Source organism: Paraclostridium bifermentans (assembly GCF_019916025.1).
GTDB classification, from domain to species: Bacteria; Bacillota; Clostridia; order Peptostreptococcales; family Peptostreptococcaceae; genus Paraclostridium; species Paraclostridium bifermentans.
In genome coordinates, this window is the sequence record NZ_CP079737.1 from 69316 (window position 1) to 87572 (window position 18257).

The following is an 18257-nucleotide window of genomic DNA, read 5'->3' on the forward strand; positions in this document are numbered from 1 at the left end:
GTATATTTTTTGAAAAAGCGAATTAGAGGATGATTTTTTGAACATAATAGATAATGCATGTTTTATGTCGAACAAAAAAAGCTAATATTATGCATATACATAAAAGTTATATATTGAAAAAAGCTTGCAATTATGTTAGAATTATTAGATGCGTTAGAATAAACTATGGTTTTATTTTTAATTATTGAGAGGTGAAAAGTGAATGCCACATCCTGTCACGATAGGTAAGAGAACTAGAATGAGCTACTCAAAAATAAAAGAGATAGCTGATGTACCAAATCTTATAGAGATACAATGCGATTCCTATGAGTGGTTTTTAAAAGAAGGTTTAAAAGAAGTGTTTGAAGACATTTCACCTATAGAAGATTATACAGGTAATCTTATATTAGAATTTGTTGATTATTCTTTAGACGAGAAACCGAAGTATGACATAGAAGAATGTAAAGAAAGAGATGCAACATATTGTGCACCTCTAAAAGTTAAAGTAAGACTTATAAATAAAGAAACAGGTGAAATAAAAGAACAAGAAGTATTTATGGGTGACTTCCCTTTAATGACAGAAAAGGGAACTTTCATAATAAACGGAGCAGAAAGAGTTATAGTAAGTCAATTAGTTAGATCTCCTGGAGTTTACTATGCTCAAGAAATGGATAAGTCAGGTAAAAGACTTATATCATCTACTGTTATACCAAACAGAGGTGCGTGGTTAGAATATGAAACTGATTCTAATGATGTTATATCTGTAAGAGTTGACAGAACAAGAAAACAACCTGTTACAGTCTTATTAAGAGCATTTGGAATAGGTTCAGATGCAGAGATAATAGAGCTATTAGGCGAAGATGAAAGATTAATGGCTACATTAGAAAAAGATAACACAAAAACTGTTGAAGAAGGTCTTATAGAAATATACAAAAAGTTAAGACCAGGTGAACCTCCAACAGTAGAAAGTGCATCATCATTATTAAATGCATTATTCTTTGATGCTAAGAGATATGACTTAGCTAAAGTTGGTAGATACAAGTTCAACAAGAAACTTGCGTTATGCTATAGAATAATGAATAAAATTTCAGCGAACGATATTATAAATCCAGAAACAGGGGAAGTATTTGTTAAAGCTGAAGAAAAAATATCTTTAGAGGTAGCTGTTGCTATACAAAACTCAGGAATAAATGTTGTTGAGTTATTGACTGAAGATGAAAAAGTTGTGAAAGTTATAGGGAATAACTTTGTAGATATAAAATCACATATAAACTTTGATATAGACGATTTAAATATAAAAGAAAAAGTTCACTACCCAACTTTAAAAGAGATTTTAGATGAGTATAGTGAAGAAGAAGAAATAAAAGAAGCTATAAAATCTAGAATGAAAGAACTTATACCAAAGCATATATTATTAGATGACATAATTGCTTCTATAAGCTACCAATTTAATATATTCTATGGAATAGGTAATATAGATGATATAGATCATTTAGGAAACAGAAGAATAAGATCAGTTGGTGAATTACTACAAAACCAAGTTAGAATAGGTCTTTCAAGAATGGAAAGAGTTATAAAGGAAAGAATGACGGTTCAAGATATGGAATCTATAACTCCTCAAGCATTAGTAAACATAAGACCTGTTTCAGCTGCAATAAAAGAATTCTTTGGTAGTTCTCAGCTATCACAATTCATGGACCAAACAAACCCATTATCAGAGTTAACTCATAAGAGAAGACTATCAGCACTTGGACCAGGAGGACTTTCAAGAGAAAGAGCTGGATTCGAAGTTCGTGACGTTCACCATTCTCACTACGGAAGAATGTGTCCGATAGAGACTCCAGAGGGACCAAACATCGGTCTTATAAACTCTCTAGGAACATATGCAAAAATAAATGAATTTGGATTTATAGAATCTCCTTATAGAAAATACGATAAGGATAGCGAAAAAGTTACAGATGAAATACATTACTTAACAGCTGACGAAGAAGATTTATTCATAAGAGCTCAAGCAAATGAGCCTTTAGATGATAATGATGCATTCGTAAACAGCAGAGTTGTATGTAGAACTGTAAATGGTGCCATGGAATTAGTTCCTACTGATAAAGTTGACTACATGGATATATCTCCTAAGCAAGTTGTGTCTATAGCAACAGCTATGATACCATTCTTAGAGAATGATGACGCCAACCGTGCGCTTATGGGATCAAACATGCAACGTCAAGCAGTGCCACTAGTAAGAAGAGAAGCACCTATAATAGGTACAGGTGTTGAATATAGAGCTGCTAAAGACTCTGGAGCAGTTGTAGTTGCTAAAAATGCTGGTATAGCAGAAAGAGTAAGTGCAGAAGAGATAATCATAAGAAGAGAAGATGGAAATAAAGATAGATATAAGTTACTTAAGTTTAAGCGTTCAAACCAAGGTACTTGTATAAATCAAACTCCTATAATAAATAAAAATGATAAGATAGAAGCTGGAGATGTTATAGCTGACGGACCATCTACTGAGATGGGAGAAGTAGCTTTAGGAAGAAACTGCTTCATAGCATTCATGACATGGGAAGGTTACAACTATGAGGATGCTATCTTAATAAATGAAAGACTTGTAAAAGAAGACAGACTATCTACTATTCATATAGAAGAATATGAATGTGAAGCTAGAGATACTAAATTAGGACCAGAAGAAATAACTAGAGATATACCTAACGTTGGAGAAAGTGCTATAAAGAACTTAGACGAAAGAGGTGTAATCAGAATAGGGGCAGAAGTTGACTCTGGAGATATATTAGTAGGTAAAGTAACTCCTAAAGGAGAAACAGAACTTACTGCAGAGGAAAGACTACTTCGTGCTATATTCGGAGAAAAAGCTAGGGAAGTTAGAGATACTTCATTAAAAGTACCTCATGGAGAATCTGGTATAATAGTTGACGTAAAAGTATTCACAAGAGAAAACGGAGATGATCTATCTCCAGGAGTTAATGAATTAGTTAGATGTTATATAGCTAAGAAGAGAAAAATAAGAGTTGGAGATAAAATGGCCGGACGTCATGGTAACAAAGGGGTTATATCAAGAGTATTACCTGAAGAAGACATGCCGTTCATGGAAAATGGTCAGCCACTTGATATAGTTCTTAACCCACAAGGTATACCATCTCGTATGAACATCGGACAGGTTCTTGAGGTTCATTTAGGTCTTGCTGCTAAAACTTTAGGATGGCATGTAGCTACATCAGTATTTGATGGAGCGAAAGAGCCAGATATAAGAAAGGCACTACTAGAAGCAGGATATCCAGATGATGGAAAAGTAACTTTATATGATGGTAGAACTGGAGATGTCTTTGACAATAGAATTACAGTTGGATACATGTATATGTTAAAACTACATCACTTAGTTGATGATAAGTTACATGCAAGAAGTACAGGACCATACTCTTTAGTAACTCAACAACCGCTTGGTGGTAAAGCACAATTCGGTGGTCAGAGATTCGGAGAGATGGAGGTTTGGGCATTAGAAGCATATGGTGCTGCTCACATACTTCAAGAAATTCTTACAGTTAAGTCAGATGACGTTGTAGGACGTGTTAGAACTTACGAAGCTATCGTTAAAGGTGAAAATATACCTGAACCAGGTATACCAGAATCATTTAAAGTTTTAATAAAAGAACTTCAAAGTTTATGCTTAGATGTAAAAGTATTAACAGAAGAAGATAAAGAAATCGAAGTAAGAGAGTCTATAGATATAGATGAAGATGCTAAAGAGTTTGAATTGGATATTATGGAAAACATAAGCGAACTTGAAGAAAATAGCATAGTTGAAGAAATAGATGATCTTGAAACATCAGAAGAAGTAGAAGAATTAGAATTTGAAGAAGACGTAGTTTACGAAGACTTAAATTACGACGATGAAGACTTTGATATATAGTTTCTTATTTTAAGTAAATCTCAAATAGAAGGGAGAGAACTCCTTGTTTGAACTAAACAATTTCGAGTCAATAAAAATAGCATTGGCTTCTCCAGAAAAAATAAGACAATGGTCTAGAGGAGAAGTAAAAAAGCCTGAAACAATAAACTACCGTACACTTAAACCTGAGAAAGATGGTCTTTTCTGTGAAAGAATATTTGGACCGCAAAAGGACTGGGAGTGTCACTGTGGAAAATACAGAAGAGTTAGATACAAAGGTGTTGTTTGTGATAGATGTGGAGTAGAAGTAACTAAAGCAAAGGTAAGAAGAGAAAGAATGGGACATATAGAGCTAGCAGCTCCTATGTCTCATATCTGGTACTTCAAAGGTATACCAAGTAGAATGGGACTTCTACTTGATATGTCTCCTAGATCATTAGAAAAAATATTATACTTTGCATCTTATGTAGTAACTAATCCTGGTGAAACTGGATTAAATGAAAAGCAATTATTAACAGAAAAAGAATACAGAACTGCTGTAGAAAAGTACGGATATAATACTTTCGAAGTAGGAATGGGAGCTGAAGCTGTTAAGAAGCTTTTACAAAACATAGATTTAGAGCAACAAAGTAAAGAATTAAGAGCTGAACTAAAAGATAGTACAGGTCAAAAAAGAGTTAGAACTATAAGAAGATTAGAAGTTGTAGAAGCATTTAAGAAATCTGGAAATAAACCAGAGTGGATGATATTAGATGCTATTCCAGTTATACCACCTGATTTAAGACCGATGGTTCAATTAGATGGAGGAAGATTTGCAACATCTGACTTAAATGACTTATACAGAAGAGTTATAAATAGAAATAATAGATTAAAGAGATTATTAGAGCTTGGAGCTCCAGATATCATTGTAAGAAATGAGAAGAGAATGCTTCAAGAAGCTGTAGATGCTTTAATAGACAATGGTAGAAGAGGTAGACCAGTAACTGGACCAGGAAATAGACCATTAAAGTCGTTATCAGATATGCTTAAAGGTAAGCAAGGACGTTTCCGTCAAAACTTACTTGGTAAGCGTGTTGACTACTCAGGACGTTCTGTTATAGTTGTTGGACCAGAACTTAAATTCTATCAATGTGGTCTTCCTAAGAAGATGGCTCTTGAATTATTCAAGCCATTTGTTATGGATAGATTAGTTAAAGAAGGATATGCACACAACATAAAAAGTGCAAAATCTATAGTAGAAAAAGTTAAACCGGAAGTTTGGGACGTATTAGAAGATGTTATAGAAGGACATCCAGTAATGCTTAACCGTGCTCCGACTCTTCATAGATTAGGTATACAAGCATTTGAACCAGTTTTAGTTGAAGGAAAAGCTATAAAGTTACATCCATTAGTATGTACAGCATACAACGCTGACTTCGATGGTGACCAAATGGCGGTACACGTTCCTTTATCTGTTGAAGCCCAAGCTGAGGCAAGATTCTTAATGTTATCTGTAAATAACATACTTGCTCCTAAAGATGGTTCTCCTATAACTACTCCTTCTCAGGATATGGTTTTAGGATGCTACTACTTAACAATAGAAGCTCAAGAAGGTGCTAGAGGTACTGGAATGATCTTCAAAGATTATAATGAAATGATGCTTGCTTATGATAATAAGGCAGTTACATTACACTCATTAGTTAAAGTAAGAAGAACTGTTGAGGGTGTTGGAACTCAATTAGTAGAAGCGACTGTTGGTAGATTTATATTCAATGAAAATATACCTCAAGACTTAGGATTCGTTGATAGAAACGAAGATAAATTTGCTTTAGAAGTAGATTTCTTAGCAGATAAAAAGTCTTTAGGAAAAATAATAGATAAGTGTTTCAGAAAACATGGAAACACAGTAACTGCTGAGATGTTAGACCATATAAAATCTTTAGGATTTAAATATTCTACAAGAGGTGGTATAACTGTTGCAGTTGCAGATATGAAAATACCAGAAGCTAAGAAAGGTTATATAACTGAAGCTGAAGGTAAGGTTGATAAATATGAAAAAGCATATAGAAGAGGTCTTATATCTAACGAGGAAAGATATGAGAGAGTAATAGAAACTTGGACAGAGACTACTGAAAAAGTTACAGATGCTCTTATGGCTAACCTAGATAGATTAAACAACATCTTCATAATGGCTCACTCTGGAGCCAGAGGTTCTAAGAACCAGATAAGACAGTTAGCTGGTATGCGTGGTCTGATGGCCAATGCATCTGGTAAGACAGTTGAAATACCAGTTAAATCTAACTTCCGTGAAGGTTTATCAGTACTTGAATACTTCACATCTTCACATGGAGCTAGAAAGGGTCTTGCCGATACAGCTCTACGTACAGCTGACTCAGGATACTTAACAAGAAGACTTGTTGATGTCAGTCAAGATGTTATTGTTAGGGATGTTGACTGTGGAACAACAGAAGATACAGAAATCTTTGCAATAAAAGATGGAAATGAAGTAATAGAAGAACTATATGATAGAATAGTTGGAAGATATACTATAGATCCTGTAATTCACCCAGAAACAGGTGAAGTAATCGTTGAAGCTGATGCTATGATACAAGAAGATCAAGCTGAAAAGATTATCGAGGCTGGAATAAAAATAGTTAAGATAAGAACAGTTCTTAATTGTAGAACTAACCATGGAGTATGTTCTAAGTGTTATGGTAGAAACTTAGCTACTGGTAAAGAAGTTAATATAGGAGAAGCTGTTGGTATAATAGCTGCTCAATCAATCGGTGAACCTGGTACTCAGCTTACAATGCGTACATTCCATACAGGTGGGGTTGCCGGAGGAGATATAACACAAGGTCTTCCAAGGGTAGAGGAATTATTTGAAGCTAGAAAGCCAAAAGGTCTTGCTACGATAACTGAAGTATCAGGTAGAGTAGAGATAGATGAAACTGGTAAAAGAAAAGAAGCTACAGTAGTTCCAGAACAAGGTGAAGCGCAAGTATATGCTATACCATATGGTTCAAGATTAAGAGTTAAGAATGGTCAATTTGTAGAAGCTGGAGAAGCTTTAACTCAAGGATCAATAAATCCTCATGATATAGTAAGAGTTAAAGGTATTGAAGGTGTTCAAGACTATGTTGTTAAAGAGGTTCAAAGAGTTTATAGAATGCAAGGGGTTGACATCAACGATAAACATATAGAAGTAATTGTTAGACAAATGCTATCTAAAGTTAAAGTTGAAGATCCAGGTGATACTGATTTATTACCAGGAGGATATGAAGATGTTCTTACATTCAATAAAACAAATGAAGAAGCTGAAGCTCAAGGTCTAAGACCTGCATCAGCTAAGAGAGTTTTACTTGGTATAACTAAAGCTTCTCTTGCAACAGAATCTTTCTTATCAGCTGCATCATTCCAAGAAACTACTAGAGTATTAACAGAAGCTGCTATAAAAGGAAAAGAAGATCACTTAATAGGTCTTAAAGAAAATGTTATAATAGGTAAGTTAATACCAGCAGGAACAGGAATGAAGAGATACAAAAATATAGCAGTTGAAAAAATAGAAGAATAATTTTACTTTGTTATATAAACTAAACATCCTTGACATAAGGTGTCGCTGATGCTAAAATGTAAAGGTATGTGAAGTAAAGATATTAAATATTACTAAGGGCTAAGCTCTTAGTAATATTTTAAATATATTTTATTTTAACTAATAAAAAGCATAATAATATGCACCAAACTAAAGAGCTAAAACCACAAATGTGTGTTATAGACATTTATTGCAATGTAGCATACCTGCTACATATTATATCAGTATGAGCCCATATTGATGTAGTTGGCGGTCATTTAAGATCGAAAAATTTGGAAGGAGGTGCAGATGATGCCAACAATTAACCAATTAGTTCGTAAGAGAAGAAAAGCGATAGAAAAGAAATCTACTGCTCCAGCATTACAAAAAGGATACGATTCTTTACACAAGAAATCAACTGATACTAGTGCTCCACAAAAAAGAGGGGTTTGTACTTCAGTTAAAACATTTACTCCTAAGAAACCTAACTCAGCTTTAAGAAAAGTTGCCAGAGTTAGATTAACTAACGGTATAGAAGTTTCTGCTTATATACCAGGAGAAGGACACAACTTACAAGAACATAGTGTTGTTCTTATAAGAGGAGGAAGAGTTAAAGACCTTCCAGGGGTTAGATACCACATATTAAGAGGTACATTAGACACAGCTGGTGTTGATAAGAGAATGCAAGCTAGATCTAAGTACGGTGCTAAGAGACCTAAACCTGCAAAAAAATAAGCAATTAAAAATCAATTTCAATTATAGTTCGGTGCTTTAAATATATAGATATTTATGGCATCACGGCGTTTTATATGATGTCGAGTACCTATGATTTAAGATTAAATAATTAAGGAGGGAAGCAAAATGCCAAGAAAAGGTAATGTTCCAAAAAGAGAAGTTTTACCAGATCCATTATATGGAAGTAAGGTAGTAACTAAGTTAATAAATAACTTAATGATAGATGGGAAAAAAGGGAAATCTCAAAAGATAGTATATGATGCTTTCGAGATAATCGCTGAAAAAACTGGAGAAAATGCTTTAGAAATTTTCGAAGCAGCTATGGAAAATATAATGCCTGTTTTAGAGGTTAAAGCTAGAAGAGTTGGTGGAGCTAACTACCAAGTTCCAATTGAGGTTAGACCTGAAAGAAGACAAACTTTAGGATTAAGATGGTTAGTAAACTATACTAGAGCTCGTGGTGAAAAAGGTATGGTTGAAAAGCTAGCTAAAGAAATAATGGATGCTGCTAACAATACGGGAGCTTCTGTTAAGAAGAAAGAAGATACTCATAAGATGGCAGAAGCTAATAAAGCATTTGCTCACTACAGATTCTAATAAGAGGATATATTTGATATCCTTTTATTAGATAGGATGTCGTAAGGAGGAGAATCATGGCTAGAAAGTTTCCTTTAGAAAGAACTAGAAATATAGGAATCATGGCTCATATAGATGCTGGAAAAACTACTACTACAGAAAGAATCCTATTCTATACAGGGCAAACTCATAAAATAGGAGAAACTCACGAAGGAGCTTCTCAAATGGACTGGATGGAGCAAGAGAAGGAGAGAGGTATAACAATAACTTCTGCTGCTACTACTGCTGCTTGGAAAGACCATAGAATAAATATAATAGATACACCAGGACACGTCGATTTCACAGTTGAGGTTGAAAGATCTCTAAGAGTTCTTGACGGTTCAGTTGCAGTTTTCTGTGCTAAAGGTGGGGTTGAACCTCAATCTGAGAATGTATGGAGACAAGCTGATAACTACGGAGTACCTAGAGTTGCATTCGTAAATAAAATGGACATCATGGGTGCAGACTTCTACAATGTTGTAGCTATGATGAAAGATAGATTAGCTGCTAATGCAGTTCCAGTTCAATTACCAATAGGTAAAGAAGACTGGTTAGAAGGAGAAGTTGACCTTGTAGAAATGTGTGCTCACATATACAAAGATGACTTAGGTGTAGAAATAATAAAAACAGAAATACCAGAAGATATGAAAGAATTAGCTCAAGAGTGGAGAGAAAAGCTTGTAGAAGCTGTTGCTGAAACTGATGAAGAGTTAATGATGAAATACCTTGAAGGTGAAGAATTAACTGTTGAAGAAATAAAGACTGCTCTAAGAAAAGCTACTATAGCATGTGAACTTAACCCAGTATTCTGTGGTTCTGCTTACAAGAACAAAGGGGTTCAGTTATTATTAGATGGTGTTGTTGATTACTTACCAGCTCCAACTGATATACCTTCTATAAAAGGTATATTAGAAGATGGTGAAGAAGCAGAAAGACATTCATCTGATGAAGAACCATTCTCAGCTTTAGCATTCAAAATAATGACTGACCCATTTGTTGGGAAGTTAGCATTCTTCAGAGTTTACTCTGGGGTAATATCAAGTGGATCTTATCTTTTAAACTCTACTAAAAACAAGAGAGAAAGATTAGGACGTATACTACAAATGCATGCTAATACTAGAGAAGAAATAACAGAAGTGTATGCAGGAGATATCGCTGCAGCTGTTGGATTAAAAGATACTACTACTGGAGATACTTTATGTGATCCAGGTCATCCAATAGTACTTGAGACTATGGAATTCCCTGAGCCAGTTATATCTGTTGCTATAGAGCCTAAGTCAAAAGCTGCTCAAGAAAAAATGGGTGTAGCTCTTCAAAAGTTAGTTGAAGAGGATCCAACTTTCAGAGTTAGAACTGACGAAGAAACAGGACAAACTATAATATCAGGTATGGGTGAATTACACTTAGAGATAATAGTTGATAGATTATTAAGAGAATTCAAAGTTGAAGCTAACGTTGGAGCTCCACAAGTTGCTTATAGAGAGACTATAACTCAACCAGTTGATATAGAATATAAATATTCTAAACAATCAGGTGGTAGAGGTCAATACGGTCACGTTAAGATTAGAGTTAATCCTCAAGAGCCAGGAGCAGGATACAAATTTGAAAACAAAACTGTTGGTGGATCTGTACCAAAAGAGTACGTTGGACCAACAGATGCAGGTATACAAGGTGCTATGGCATCTGGTGTAGTTGCTGGATTCCCAGTTGTTGACGTTGCTGTTGAGTTATACGATGGTTCTTACCATGAAGTCGATTCATCAGAAATGGCATTCAAAATGGCTGGTTCTATGGCTATGAAGGACGCTCTTAAGAGAGGAAACTCTGTATTACTTGAGCCATACTTCAAAGTTGAAGTTGTTACTCCAGAAGAATACATGGGAGACGTTATGGGTGGATTAAACTCTAAGAGAGGTTTAATACAAGGTATGGAAGCTAGATCTGGTGCACAAGTTATAAATGCATTCGTTCCACTTTCAGAAATGTTTGGATACTCTACAGAGTTAAGATCTTCTACTCAAGGTCGTGCAACATACACTATGATATTCGACCATTATGAGCAAGTTCCAGCTTCAGTTGCTAAGAAAATAGCTGAAGGTAAATAATTAATTAATTTAATTAATTTTGTATATAATAAATAAGTAAGGCGAGGGAATCCTCGTCTTACAAAAAATAAAACCAATATTAAAGGGAGGAATTCAAAATGGCTAAAGCTAAATTTGAAAGAAACAAGCCACACGTTAATATAGGAACAATAGGTCACGTTGACCACGGTAAAACTACATTAACTGCAGCTATAACAAAAACATTATTCGATAGATATCAATTAGGGGAAGCAGTAGATTTCGCTAATATAGATAAAGCTCCAGAAGAAAGAGAAAGAGGAATCACAATATCAACTGCTCACGTTGAATATGAGACTCCAAACAGACATTACGCTCACGTTGACTGCCCAGGACACGCTGACTACGTTAAGAACATGATAACAGGTGCTGCTCAAATGGACGGTGCTATATTAGTTTGTTCTGCAACTGATGGACCAATGCCTCAAACAAGAGAGCATATATTATTATCAAGACAAGTTGGTGTACCATACATAGTAGTATTCTTAAACAAATGTGATATGGTAGACGATGAAGAATTATTAGAGTTAGTTGAAATGGAAGTTAGAGACTTATTAAATGAGTACGAATTCCCAGGAGATGACACTCCAATAGTAAGAGGATCTGCTTTAATGGCATTACAAGATTCTTCTTCAGAGTGGGGAGATAAGATAGTTGAATTATTCGAGCAAATAGACGAATATATACCAGCTCCAGAGAGAGATGTAGATAAAGACTTCTTAATGCCAGTAGAAGACGTATTCTCTATAACAGGTAGAGGAACAGTTGCTACAGGTAGAGTTGAAAGAGGAGTATTAAAGGTTCAAGACGAAGTTGAACTAGTAGGTTTAGCTGAAGAGCCAAGAAAAATGGTAATAACAGGAGTAGAAATGTTCAGAAAGTTATTAGACCAAGCACAAGCTGGAGATAACATAGGAGCATTAATAAGAGGTGTACAAAGAAATGAAATAGAAAGAGGACAAGTTTTAGCTAAGCCAGGAACTGTTAAGCCTCACACTAAGTTCAATGCAGAAGTATACGTATTAAAGAAAGAAGAAGGAGGAAGACATACTCCATTCTTCGATGGATACAGACCTCAATTCTACTTCAGAACAACTGACGTAACAGGAGCTTGTAAGTTACCAGAAGGTGTAGAAATGGTTATGCCTGGAGATAACATCCAAATGAATATAGAGTTAATAAACTCAATAGCAATAGAAGAAGGATTAAGATTTGCAATAAGAGAAGGTGGAAGAACAGTAGCATCAGGTGTTGTTTCTTCTATAATAGAGTAATCTATTATCCACTATATATATAAAAGGAAGATGTTTGACATCTTCCTTTTTTTATTGGATTATTTAAAAATAAAAAACATTGACAAAATTGTTGAAAGAATATATACTATCCTAGTACCCGTTAAGATTCTCAACACAAAATTTGTAGTAAGTTTTACATACAAAAAATATTTTGTAAAATTATAAAAAAAACTTGAAAAAAAGTAAAAAATAATATAAAATATAATAGTGTGCTTGAGAGATGCGAAATGAAAGACAAGTAAAGTAATATCCTAGAGATAGGCGACGAGATGCCGATTTTTAAAAAAACACAACACACCCGGAACTGTGTATCGGTATCAGTCGTGCGTAACCAAAAAAATTAAACGTACGATAAAGGAGGGAAACTAAAATGGCTAACAATGGAAAAATAAGAATAAGATTAAAGTCATATGATCACAAATTATTAGATTTTTCAGCTGCTAAAATAGTTGAAACTGCTAAAAAAGCTGGATCACAAGTTTCAGGACCTGTGCCACTACCAACTGAAAAGCAAGTTGTAACTATATTAAGAGCTGTACACAAGTATAAGGACTCTAGAGAGCAATTCGAAATGAGAACTCATAAGAGATTAATAGACATAGCAAACCCAACACCTAAGACAGTTGACTCATTAATGAAGTTAGACTTACCAGCTGGTGTTGATATAGAAATAAAGTTATAAGATAAGCCTCTAAGATACGATCCTATAAGGCAACTATCTTAGAATGATTATGAGAAATCATAATCCGCTGTAAGATTATAGGAGGTGCGATATGAAAGGAATATTAGGAAAAAAGTTAGGAATGACTCAAATATTCACTGAAGCAGGGAATGTAGTACCTGTAACTGTTGTTGAAGCAGGACCAGTAGTGGTTACTCAAATAAAGACAACAGAAAAAGAAGGATACAATGCAGTTCAAGTAGGTTTTGCAGATGCTAAAGAGAAATCTTTAAACAAGCCTCAAAAAGGACATCTTGCTGCTGCTAACGTATTAAAGAAACACTTAAAAGAATTCAGAATGGATTCAGTAGAAGAGTTCACAGTAGGACAAGAAATGAAAGCTGATATATTTGCAGCTGGAGAAATGATAGATGTTACTGGAACAAGTAAAGGTAAGGGATTCCAAGGTCCAATAAAGAGACATGGTCAATCAAGAGGTCCTGAATCTCACGGTTCTAGATACCACAGAAGACCAGGTTCAATGGGAGCATGTTCTTTCCCAGGTAGAGTTTTCAAAAACAAAAAACTTGCTGGTCACATGGGTAGCGTTACAGTAACTGTTCAAAACTTAGAAGTAGTTAGAGTAGATGCTGATAAGAACCTTATATTAGTTAAGGGTGCTATACCAGGAGCTAAAGGTTCAGTAGTAACTATAAAAGAAGCAGTAAAGGCTTCTAAATAATAACTAACCTAAGAAAGGAGGAAGCACAATGCCAAAATTAAATATATTAAATGTTAATGGACAAAATGTTGGAGAAATCGAATTAGCAGAAGCTATATTCGGTGTTGAAGTTAACGAGCACGTATTATACGAAGTAGTTAAAAATCAATTAGCAAACAAGAGACAAGGTACTCAATCTGCTAAAACTAGAGCAGAAGTTAGAGGTGGCGGAAGAAAACCTTGGAAACAAAAAGGAACTGGTAGAGCTAGACAAGGTTCTATAAGAGCTGTACAATGGGTTGGTGGAGGAGTTGCTTTTGCACCTAAGCCAAGAGATTACAGTTACACTTTACCAAAGAAAGTTAGAAGATTAGCTATAAAATCAGCTTTATCATCTAAAGTTCAAAACAACGAAATAATAGTTTTAGATGCTTTAAATATGGAAGCTCCAAAAACTAAAGAATTCGTTCAAATATTAAAGAACATAAATGCTTCTAAGAAAGCTTTAGTAGTAACAGCTGAAAAGAACGAGAACGTTGTAAAATCAGCTAGAAACATAGAAGGTGTTCAAGCTGCTACAGTTAATACTATAAACGTTTATGACATATTAAAGTACGATACTTTCGTAATAACTACAGACGCAGTTAAGAAAGTGGAGGAGGTGTACGCATAATGACTAATCCACATGATATAATAATGAAACCAGTTGTAACTGAACAAAGTATGACTGAAATGGTTGAAAAGAAATATACTTTTGTTGTTGCTAAAAGCGCAAACAAAACTGAAATAAAGAAAGCTGTAGAAAGCATATTCGGAGTTAAAGTTGATAAAGTAAATACTTTAAACTACGATGGAAAAGTTAAGAGAATGGGTAGAAACGAAGGAAGAACTGCAAGTTTCAAGAAAGCAGTAGTTAAGTTAACTGCTGATAGTAAAGAAATAGAATTCTTCCAAGGTATGTAATTAACCTTAATAAACAAAGGAGGGAAAACAGATGGCTATAAAAAAGTTTAGACCAACTTCTCCTGCCTTAAGACAAATGACAGTTTTAGTTTCTGATGAAATAACTTGTAATGAACCAGAAAGATCTCTTTTAGTTTCATTAAAAAAGAATTCTGGAAGAAACGTACATGGTAAAATAACTGTTCGTCACAGAGGTGGAGGAAACAGAAGAAAATATAGAATAATAGATTTCAAGAGAAATAAAGATGGAATACCTGCTAAGGTTGCTACTGTTGAGTATGATCCAAATAGAACTGCTAACATAGCATTATTAAACTATGCTGACGGTGAAAAAAGATATATACTAGCTCCAGTTGGAATACAAGTTGGAGATACTGTATTATCAGGACCAGAAGCTGATATAAAGCCAGGTAACGCAATGGCATTAAAAGATATGCCAGTTGGTACAGTAGTACACAACGTTGAATTAAAGCCAGGAAAAGGAGCTCAGTTAGTTAGATCTGCTGGAGCATCTGCTCAATTAATGGCTAAAGAAGGAAAAACTGCATTACTAAGATTACCATCAGGTGAAATGAGATTAGTAAGCATAAATTGTAAAGCTACAATAGGACAAGTTGGAAACTTAGAACACGGTAACGTTGTTATAGGTAAAGCTGGTAGAAAAAGACATATGGGTATAAGACCTACAGTTAGAGGTTCTGTAATGAACCCTTGTGACCATCCACACGGTGGAGGGGAAGGTAGATCTCCAATAGGTAGAGCTAATCCAGTTACACCTTGGGGTAAACCAGCACTTGGATATAAAACTAGAAAGAAAAATAAAGCTTCTGATAAGTTAATAGTATCAAGAAGAACTAAGTAATAGATTTATTTTTGCTCGAAAGGAGGAAATAAAATGTCAAGATCAACTAAAAAAGGACCTTTTATACATGCAAGACTTTTAAAGAAGATAGAAGATATGAATGCTTCTGGAAATAGAGAAGTTATAAAGACTTGGTCAAGATCTTCAACTATATTCCCACAAATGGTTGAACATACAATAGCTGTACATGATGGAAGAAAACATGTGCCAGTTTATATAACTGAAGATATGGTTGGACACAAGTTAGGTGAATTCGTTCCTACAAGAACTTTCAAAGGGCACAAGGACGACGAAAAATCTAATAAGAGAAGATAATTAAAGATCTAACTAAGGAAGGAGGAAATTGTAATGGAAGCAAAAGCTACTGCAAAATACGTACGTGTATCACCTAGAAAAGCAGGTCAAATATGCGGCCTTGTTAGAGGAAAAAATGTTGATGAAGCTTTAGCAATATTAAAGTATACTCCAAGAGGAGCTGCTTCAATAATAGCTAAGGTTGTAAAATCAGCGAAAGCTAATGCAGAAAACAATCACGAGATGGATGTTGAAAATTTATATATAGCTTCAATAGTTGCTAATCAAGGACCAACTATGAAGAGATTCATGCCTAGAGCTATGGGTCGTGCAACTATGATAAGAAAGAGAACTTCTCATATAGAGGTTGTTCTTAAAGAGAAAAAATAATAATAGATAGGAGGGAAACACATGGGTCAAAAGGTTAATCCACACGGTTTAAGAGTCGGTGTTATAAAGGACTGGGACTCAAGATGGTTCGCAACTGATAAAAAAGAGTTCGGAAACTTATTATTAGAAGACCATAATATACGTAAATTCTTAAAGAATAAATTATACTCAGCTGGTGTTGCTAAGATAGAAATAGAAAGATCAGCAAACAAATTAAAGCTAGACTTACACGTTGCTAAGCCAGGTGTAGTTATAGGTAAAGGTGGAGCTGGAATAGAAGCTCTTAAAGCTGAGTTAGAAAAGATGACTAAGAAAAATGTTATAGTTAACATAGTAGAAGTTAGAAACCCAGATAGAGAAGCTCAATTAGTAGCTGAAAATATAGCTTTAGCTATAGAAAGAAGGGTTGCTTTCAGAAGAGCTATGAAGCAAGCAATACAAAGAGCTATGAAATCAGGAGTTAAAGGTATAAAAGTATCTGCTTCTGGTAGACTTGGTGGAGCTGAAATGGCTAGAACTGAAGGATACAGCGAAGGAAATGTACCTCTTCAAACAATAAGATCTGACATAGAGTACGGATTTGCTGAAGCAAACACTACTTATGGAAAGACTGGTATCAAAGTTTGGATATGCAACGGAGAAGTTTTACCAACTAGAAACGGTGTAAACCCAAGAGAAGATAGAAGAGATAACAATAGAAGAGATAGAAGAGACAATAGAAGAAACGATAGAAGAAACGACAGAAGAAATGATAGATCAAACAACAATAGATCAAACAACAGAGGACCAAGACCTCAAAGAACTGAGAATAAACAAGCTTAATAGAAGCACAGTTAAGGAAGGAGGAAAATACTCATGTTAATGCCAAAAAGAGTAAAACGTCGTAGAGTACACAGAGGTAGCTTAGCTGGAAAGGCTCATAAAGGTAACAAAGTTACTTATGGAGAGTTCGGTTTAGTTGCTTTAGAGCCATCTTGGATAACTTCTAACCAAATAGAAGCTGCCAGAATAGCTATGACTAGATATATAAAAAGAGGGGGAAAAGTTTGGATAAAGATATTCCCTCACAAACCAGTAACAAGAAAACCTGCAGAAACTCGTATGGGTGCTGGTAAAGGTTCACCAGAATACTGGGTAGCAGTAGTTAAACCAGGAAGAGTTATGTTCGAATTAGCAGGTGTTTCAGAAGATAAAGCTAGAGAAGCAATGAGACTTGCTATGCATAAACTTCCAGTTAAATGTAAGTTTGTGAAACGTGAAGATTTAGAAGTAGAGGGTGGTGAATAGGATGAAAGCTAAAGAACTAAGAGATTTAACAAGCGAAGAGTTAATGAACAAGTTAAATGGTTTTAAAAGTGAATTATTTAGCTTAAGATTCCAATTAGCTACTGGTCAATTAGAAAACACAGCAAGAATCAAGTTCGTTAAGAAAGATATAGCTAGAGTTAAAACTATACTTGCTGAAAGAAAGTTAAACGAAACTAGAGCTTAATTTTGGAAAGGAGGCTGTCAAACATGGAAAGAGGAAGAAGAAAAGTAAGAGTAGGCCGTGTTGTTAGTAATAAAATGGAAAAAACAATAGTTGTTGCTGTTGAAGATTTCGTACGTCATCCATTATATAACAAGCCAGTTAAGAGAACTAAGAAATTTAAGGCTCACGATGAAAACAACGTATGTAGCATCGGAGATAGAGTAAGAATAATGGAAACTAGACCTTTATCTAAAGACAAGAGATTCAGACTAGTTGACGTTATAGAGAAAGTTAAGTAGTTTGTAGAGAAGGAGGGATTACGATATGATACAACAAGAATCACGTCTAAGAGTTGCTGATAACTCAGGAGCTAAAGAACTTTTAACTATCCGTGTATTAGGCGGAAGTAAAAGAAGATATGGTAACATAGGTGACGTTATAGTTGCAACTGTTAAAAGTGCAACACCAGGTGGAGTTGTAAAAAAAGGTAAAGTAGTTAAAGCTGTTATAGTAAGAACTAAGCAAGGCGTAAGACGTAAAGATGGTAGTTATATATCATTCGACGAGAATGCTGCGGTTATCATAAAAGATGATAAAACTCCAGTAGGAACTCGTATATTCGGGCCTGTTGCTAGAGAGTTAAGAGACAACGACTTTATGAAGATAGTATCTCTTGCTCCAGAAGTACTATAATAAG

The 18257-nt window shown here is 34.8% G+C and carries 18 protein-coding genes; all 18 read left to right on the plus strand.

The features are described from left to right. The first annotated feature begins 202 nt into the window (after window positions 1-202). The 18 genes from rpoB (at window position 203) to rplN (ending at window position 18253) form a co-directional block, all read left to right on the plus strand. Window positions 203-3901 (plus strand): DNA-directed RNA polymerase subunit beta, encoded by a 3699-nt coding sequence (gene rpoB, locus KXZ80_RS00545; protein WP_021431495.1) that lies wholly within the window; start codon window positions 203-205, stop codon window positions 3899-3901. 43 nt (window positions 3902-3944) lie between these two features. Beyond that, on the plus strand, window positions 3945-7433 hold the full coding sequence (gene rpoC / locus KXZ80_RS00550; RefSeq protein WP_021431496.1) for a DNA-directed RNA polymerase subunit beta': 3489 nt from the start codon (window positions 3945-3947) through the stop codon (window positions 7431-7433). Window positions 7434-7742: 309 nt separating this feature from the next. Continuing rightward, window positions 7743-8165 (plus strand): 30S ribosomal protein S12, encoded by a 423-nt coding sequence (gene rpsL, locus KXZ80_RS00555; RefSeq protein ID WP_021431497.1) that lies wholly within the window; start codon window positions 7743-7745, stop codon window positions 8163-8165. Window positions 8166-8291: 126 nt separating this feature from the next. Next, the gene (gene rpsG, locus KXZ80_RS00560) at window positions 8292-8762 is read left to right on the plus strand and encodes a 30S ribosomal protein S7 (RefSeq protein WP_021431498.1); all 471 of its coding nucleotides are present in this window, start codon (window positions 8292-8294) and stop codon (window positions 8760-8762) included. A 56-nt stretch (window positions 8763-8818) separates the two neighbouring features. Further along, window positions 8819-10885, plus strand: a complete 2067-nt coding sequence (fusA, locus tag KXZ80_RS00565) for an elongation factor G (protein WP_021431499.1) — start codon at window positions 8819-8821, stop codon at window positions 10883-10885. 98 nt (window positions 10886-10983) lie between these two features. Next, the gene (gene tuf, locus KXZ80_RS00570) at window positions 10984-12177 is read left to right on the plus strand and encodes an elongation factor Tu (protein ID WP_021428171.1); all 1194 of its coding nucleotides are present in this window, start codon (window positions 10984-10986) and stop codon (window positions 12175-12177) included. A 391-nt stretch (window positions 12178-12568) separates the two neighbouring features. Next, window positions 12569-12880: a 30S ribosomal protein S10 gene (rpsJ, locus tag KXZ80_RS00575; RefSeq protein WP_021431502.1), complete on the plus strand. Its 312-nt coding sequence runs from the start codon at window positions 12569-12571 to the stop codon at window positions 12878-12880. A 91-nt stretch (window positions 12881-12971) separates the two neighbouring features. Continuing rightward, a complete protein-coding gene (rplC, locus tag KXZ80_RS00580) occupies window positions 12972-13601 on the plus strand; it encodes a 50S ribosomal protein L3 (RefSeq protein WP_021431503.1) in 630 nt (209 codons plus the stop codon). Between the two features lie 28 nt (window positions 13602-13629). Continuing rightward, window positions 13630-14253 carry a 50S ribosomal protein L4 gene (gene rplD / locus KXZ80_RS00585; protein WP_021431504.1) on the plus strand — a complete coding sequence of 208 codons (624 nt, stop codon included), beginning with the start codon at window positions 13630-13632 and terminating at the stop codon, window positions 14251-14253. Then, window positions 14253-14543 carry a 50S ribosomal protein L23 gene (rplW, locus tag KXZ80_RS00590; protein WP_021431505.1) on the plus strand — a complete coding sequence of 97 codons (291 nt, stop codon included), beginning with the start codon at window positions 14253-14255 and terminating at the stop codon, window positions 14541-14543. Before rplD ends, rplW begins: the two co-directional genes overlap by 1 nt. A 31-nt stretch (window positions 14544-14574) precedes the next feature. Beyond that, complete coding sequence (rplB, locus tag KXZ80_RS00595; RefSeq protein ID WP_021431506.1) at window positions 14575-15405, plus strand: 50S ribosomal protein L2; 831 nt, start codon at window positions 14575-14577, stop codon at window positions 15403-15405. 33 nt (window positions 15406-15438) lie between these two features. Next, window positions 15439-15720, plus strand: a complete 282-nt coding sequence (gene rpsS, locus KXZ80_RS00600; RefSeq protein ID WP_021428212.1) for a 30S ribosomal protein S19 — start codon at window positions 15439-15441, stop codon at window positions 15718-15720. Between the two features lie 33 nt (window positions 15721-15753). Next, complete coding sequence (rplV, locus tag KXZ80_RS00605) at window positions 15754-16089, plus strand: 50S ribosomal protein L22 (protein ID WP_021428211.1); 336 nt, start codon at window positions 15754-15756, stop codon at window positions 16087-16089. Between the two features lie 21 nt (window positions 16090-16110). Then, a complete protein-coding gene (gene rpsC, locus KXZ80_RS00610; protein WP_021431507.1) occupies window positions 16111-16911 on the plus strand; it encodes a 30S ribosomal protein S3 in 801 nt (266 codons plus the stop codon). 33 nt (window positions 16912-16944) lie between these two features. Continuing rightward, window positions 16945-17376, plus strand: coding sequence for a 50S ribosomal protein L16 (gene rplP / locus KXZ80_RS00615; RefSeq protein ID WP_021428207.1), 432 nt, complete (start codon window positions 16945-16947; stop codon window positions 17374-17376). A gap of 1 nt (window position 17377) precedes the next feature. Next, a complete protein-coding gene (gene rpmC, locus KXZ80_RS00620) occupies window positions 17378-17581 on the plus strand; it encodes a 50S ribosomal protein L29 (RefSeq protein ID WP_021122014.1) in 204 nt (67 codons plus the stop codon). A gap of 23 nt (window positions 17582-17604) precedes the next feature. Continuing rightward, complete coding sequence (gene rpsQ / locus KXZ80_RS00625) at window positions 17605-17859, plus strand: 30S ribosomal protein S17 (protein WP_021428205.1); 255 nt, start codon at window positions 17605-17607, stop codon at window positions 17857-17859. A gap of 25 nt (window positions 17860-17884) precedes the next feature. After that, a complete protein-coding gene (gene rplN, locus KXZ80_RS00630) occupies window positions 17885-18253 on the plus strand; it encodes a 50S ribosomal protein L14 (protein ID WP_021122016.1) in 369 nt (122 codons plus the stop codon). Window positions 18254-18257: the final 4 nt, after the last annotated feature.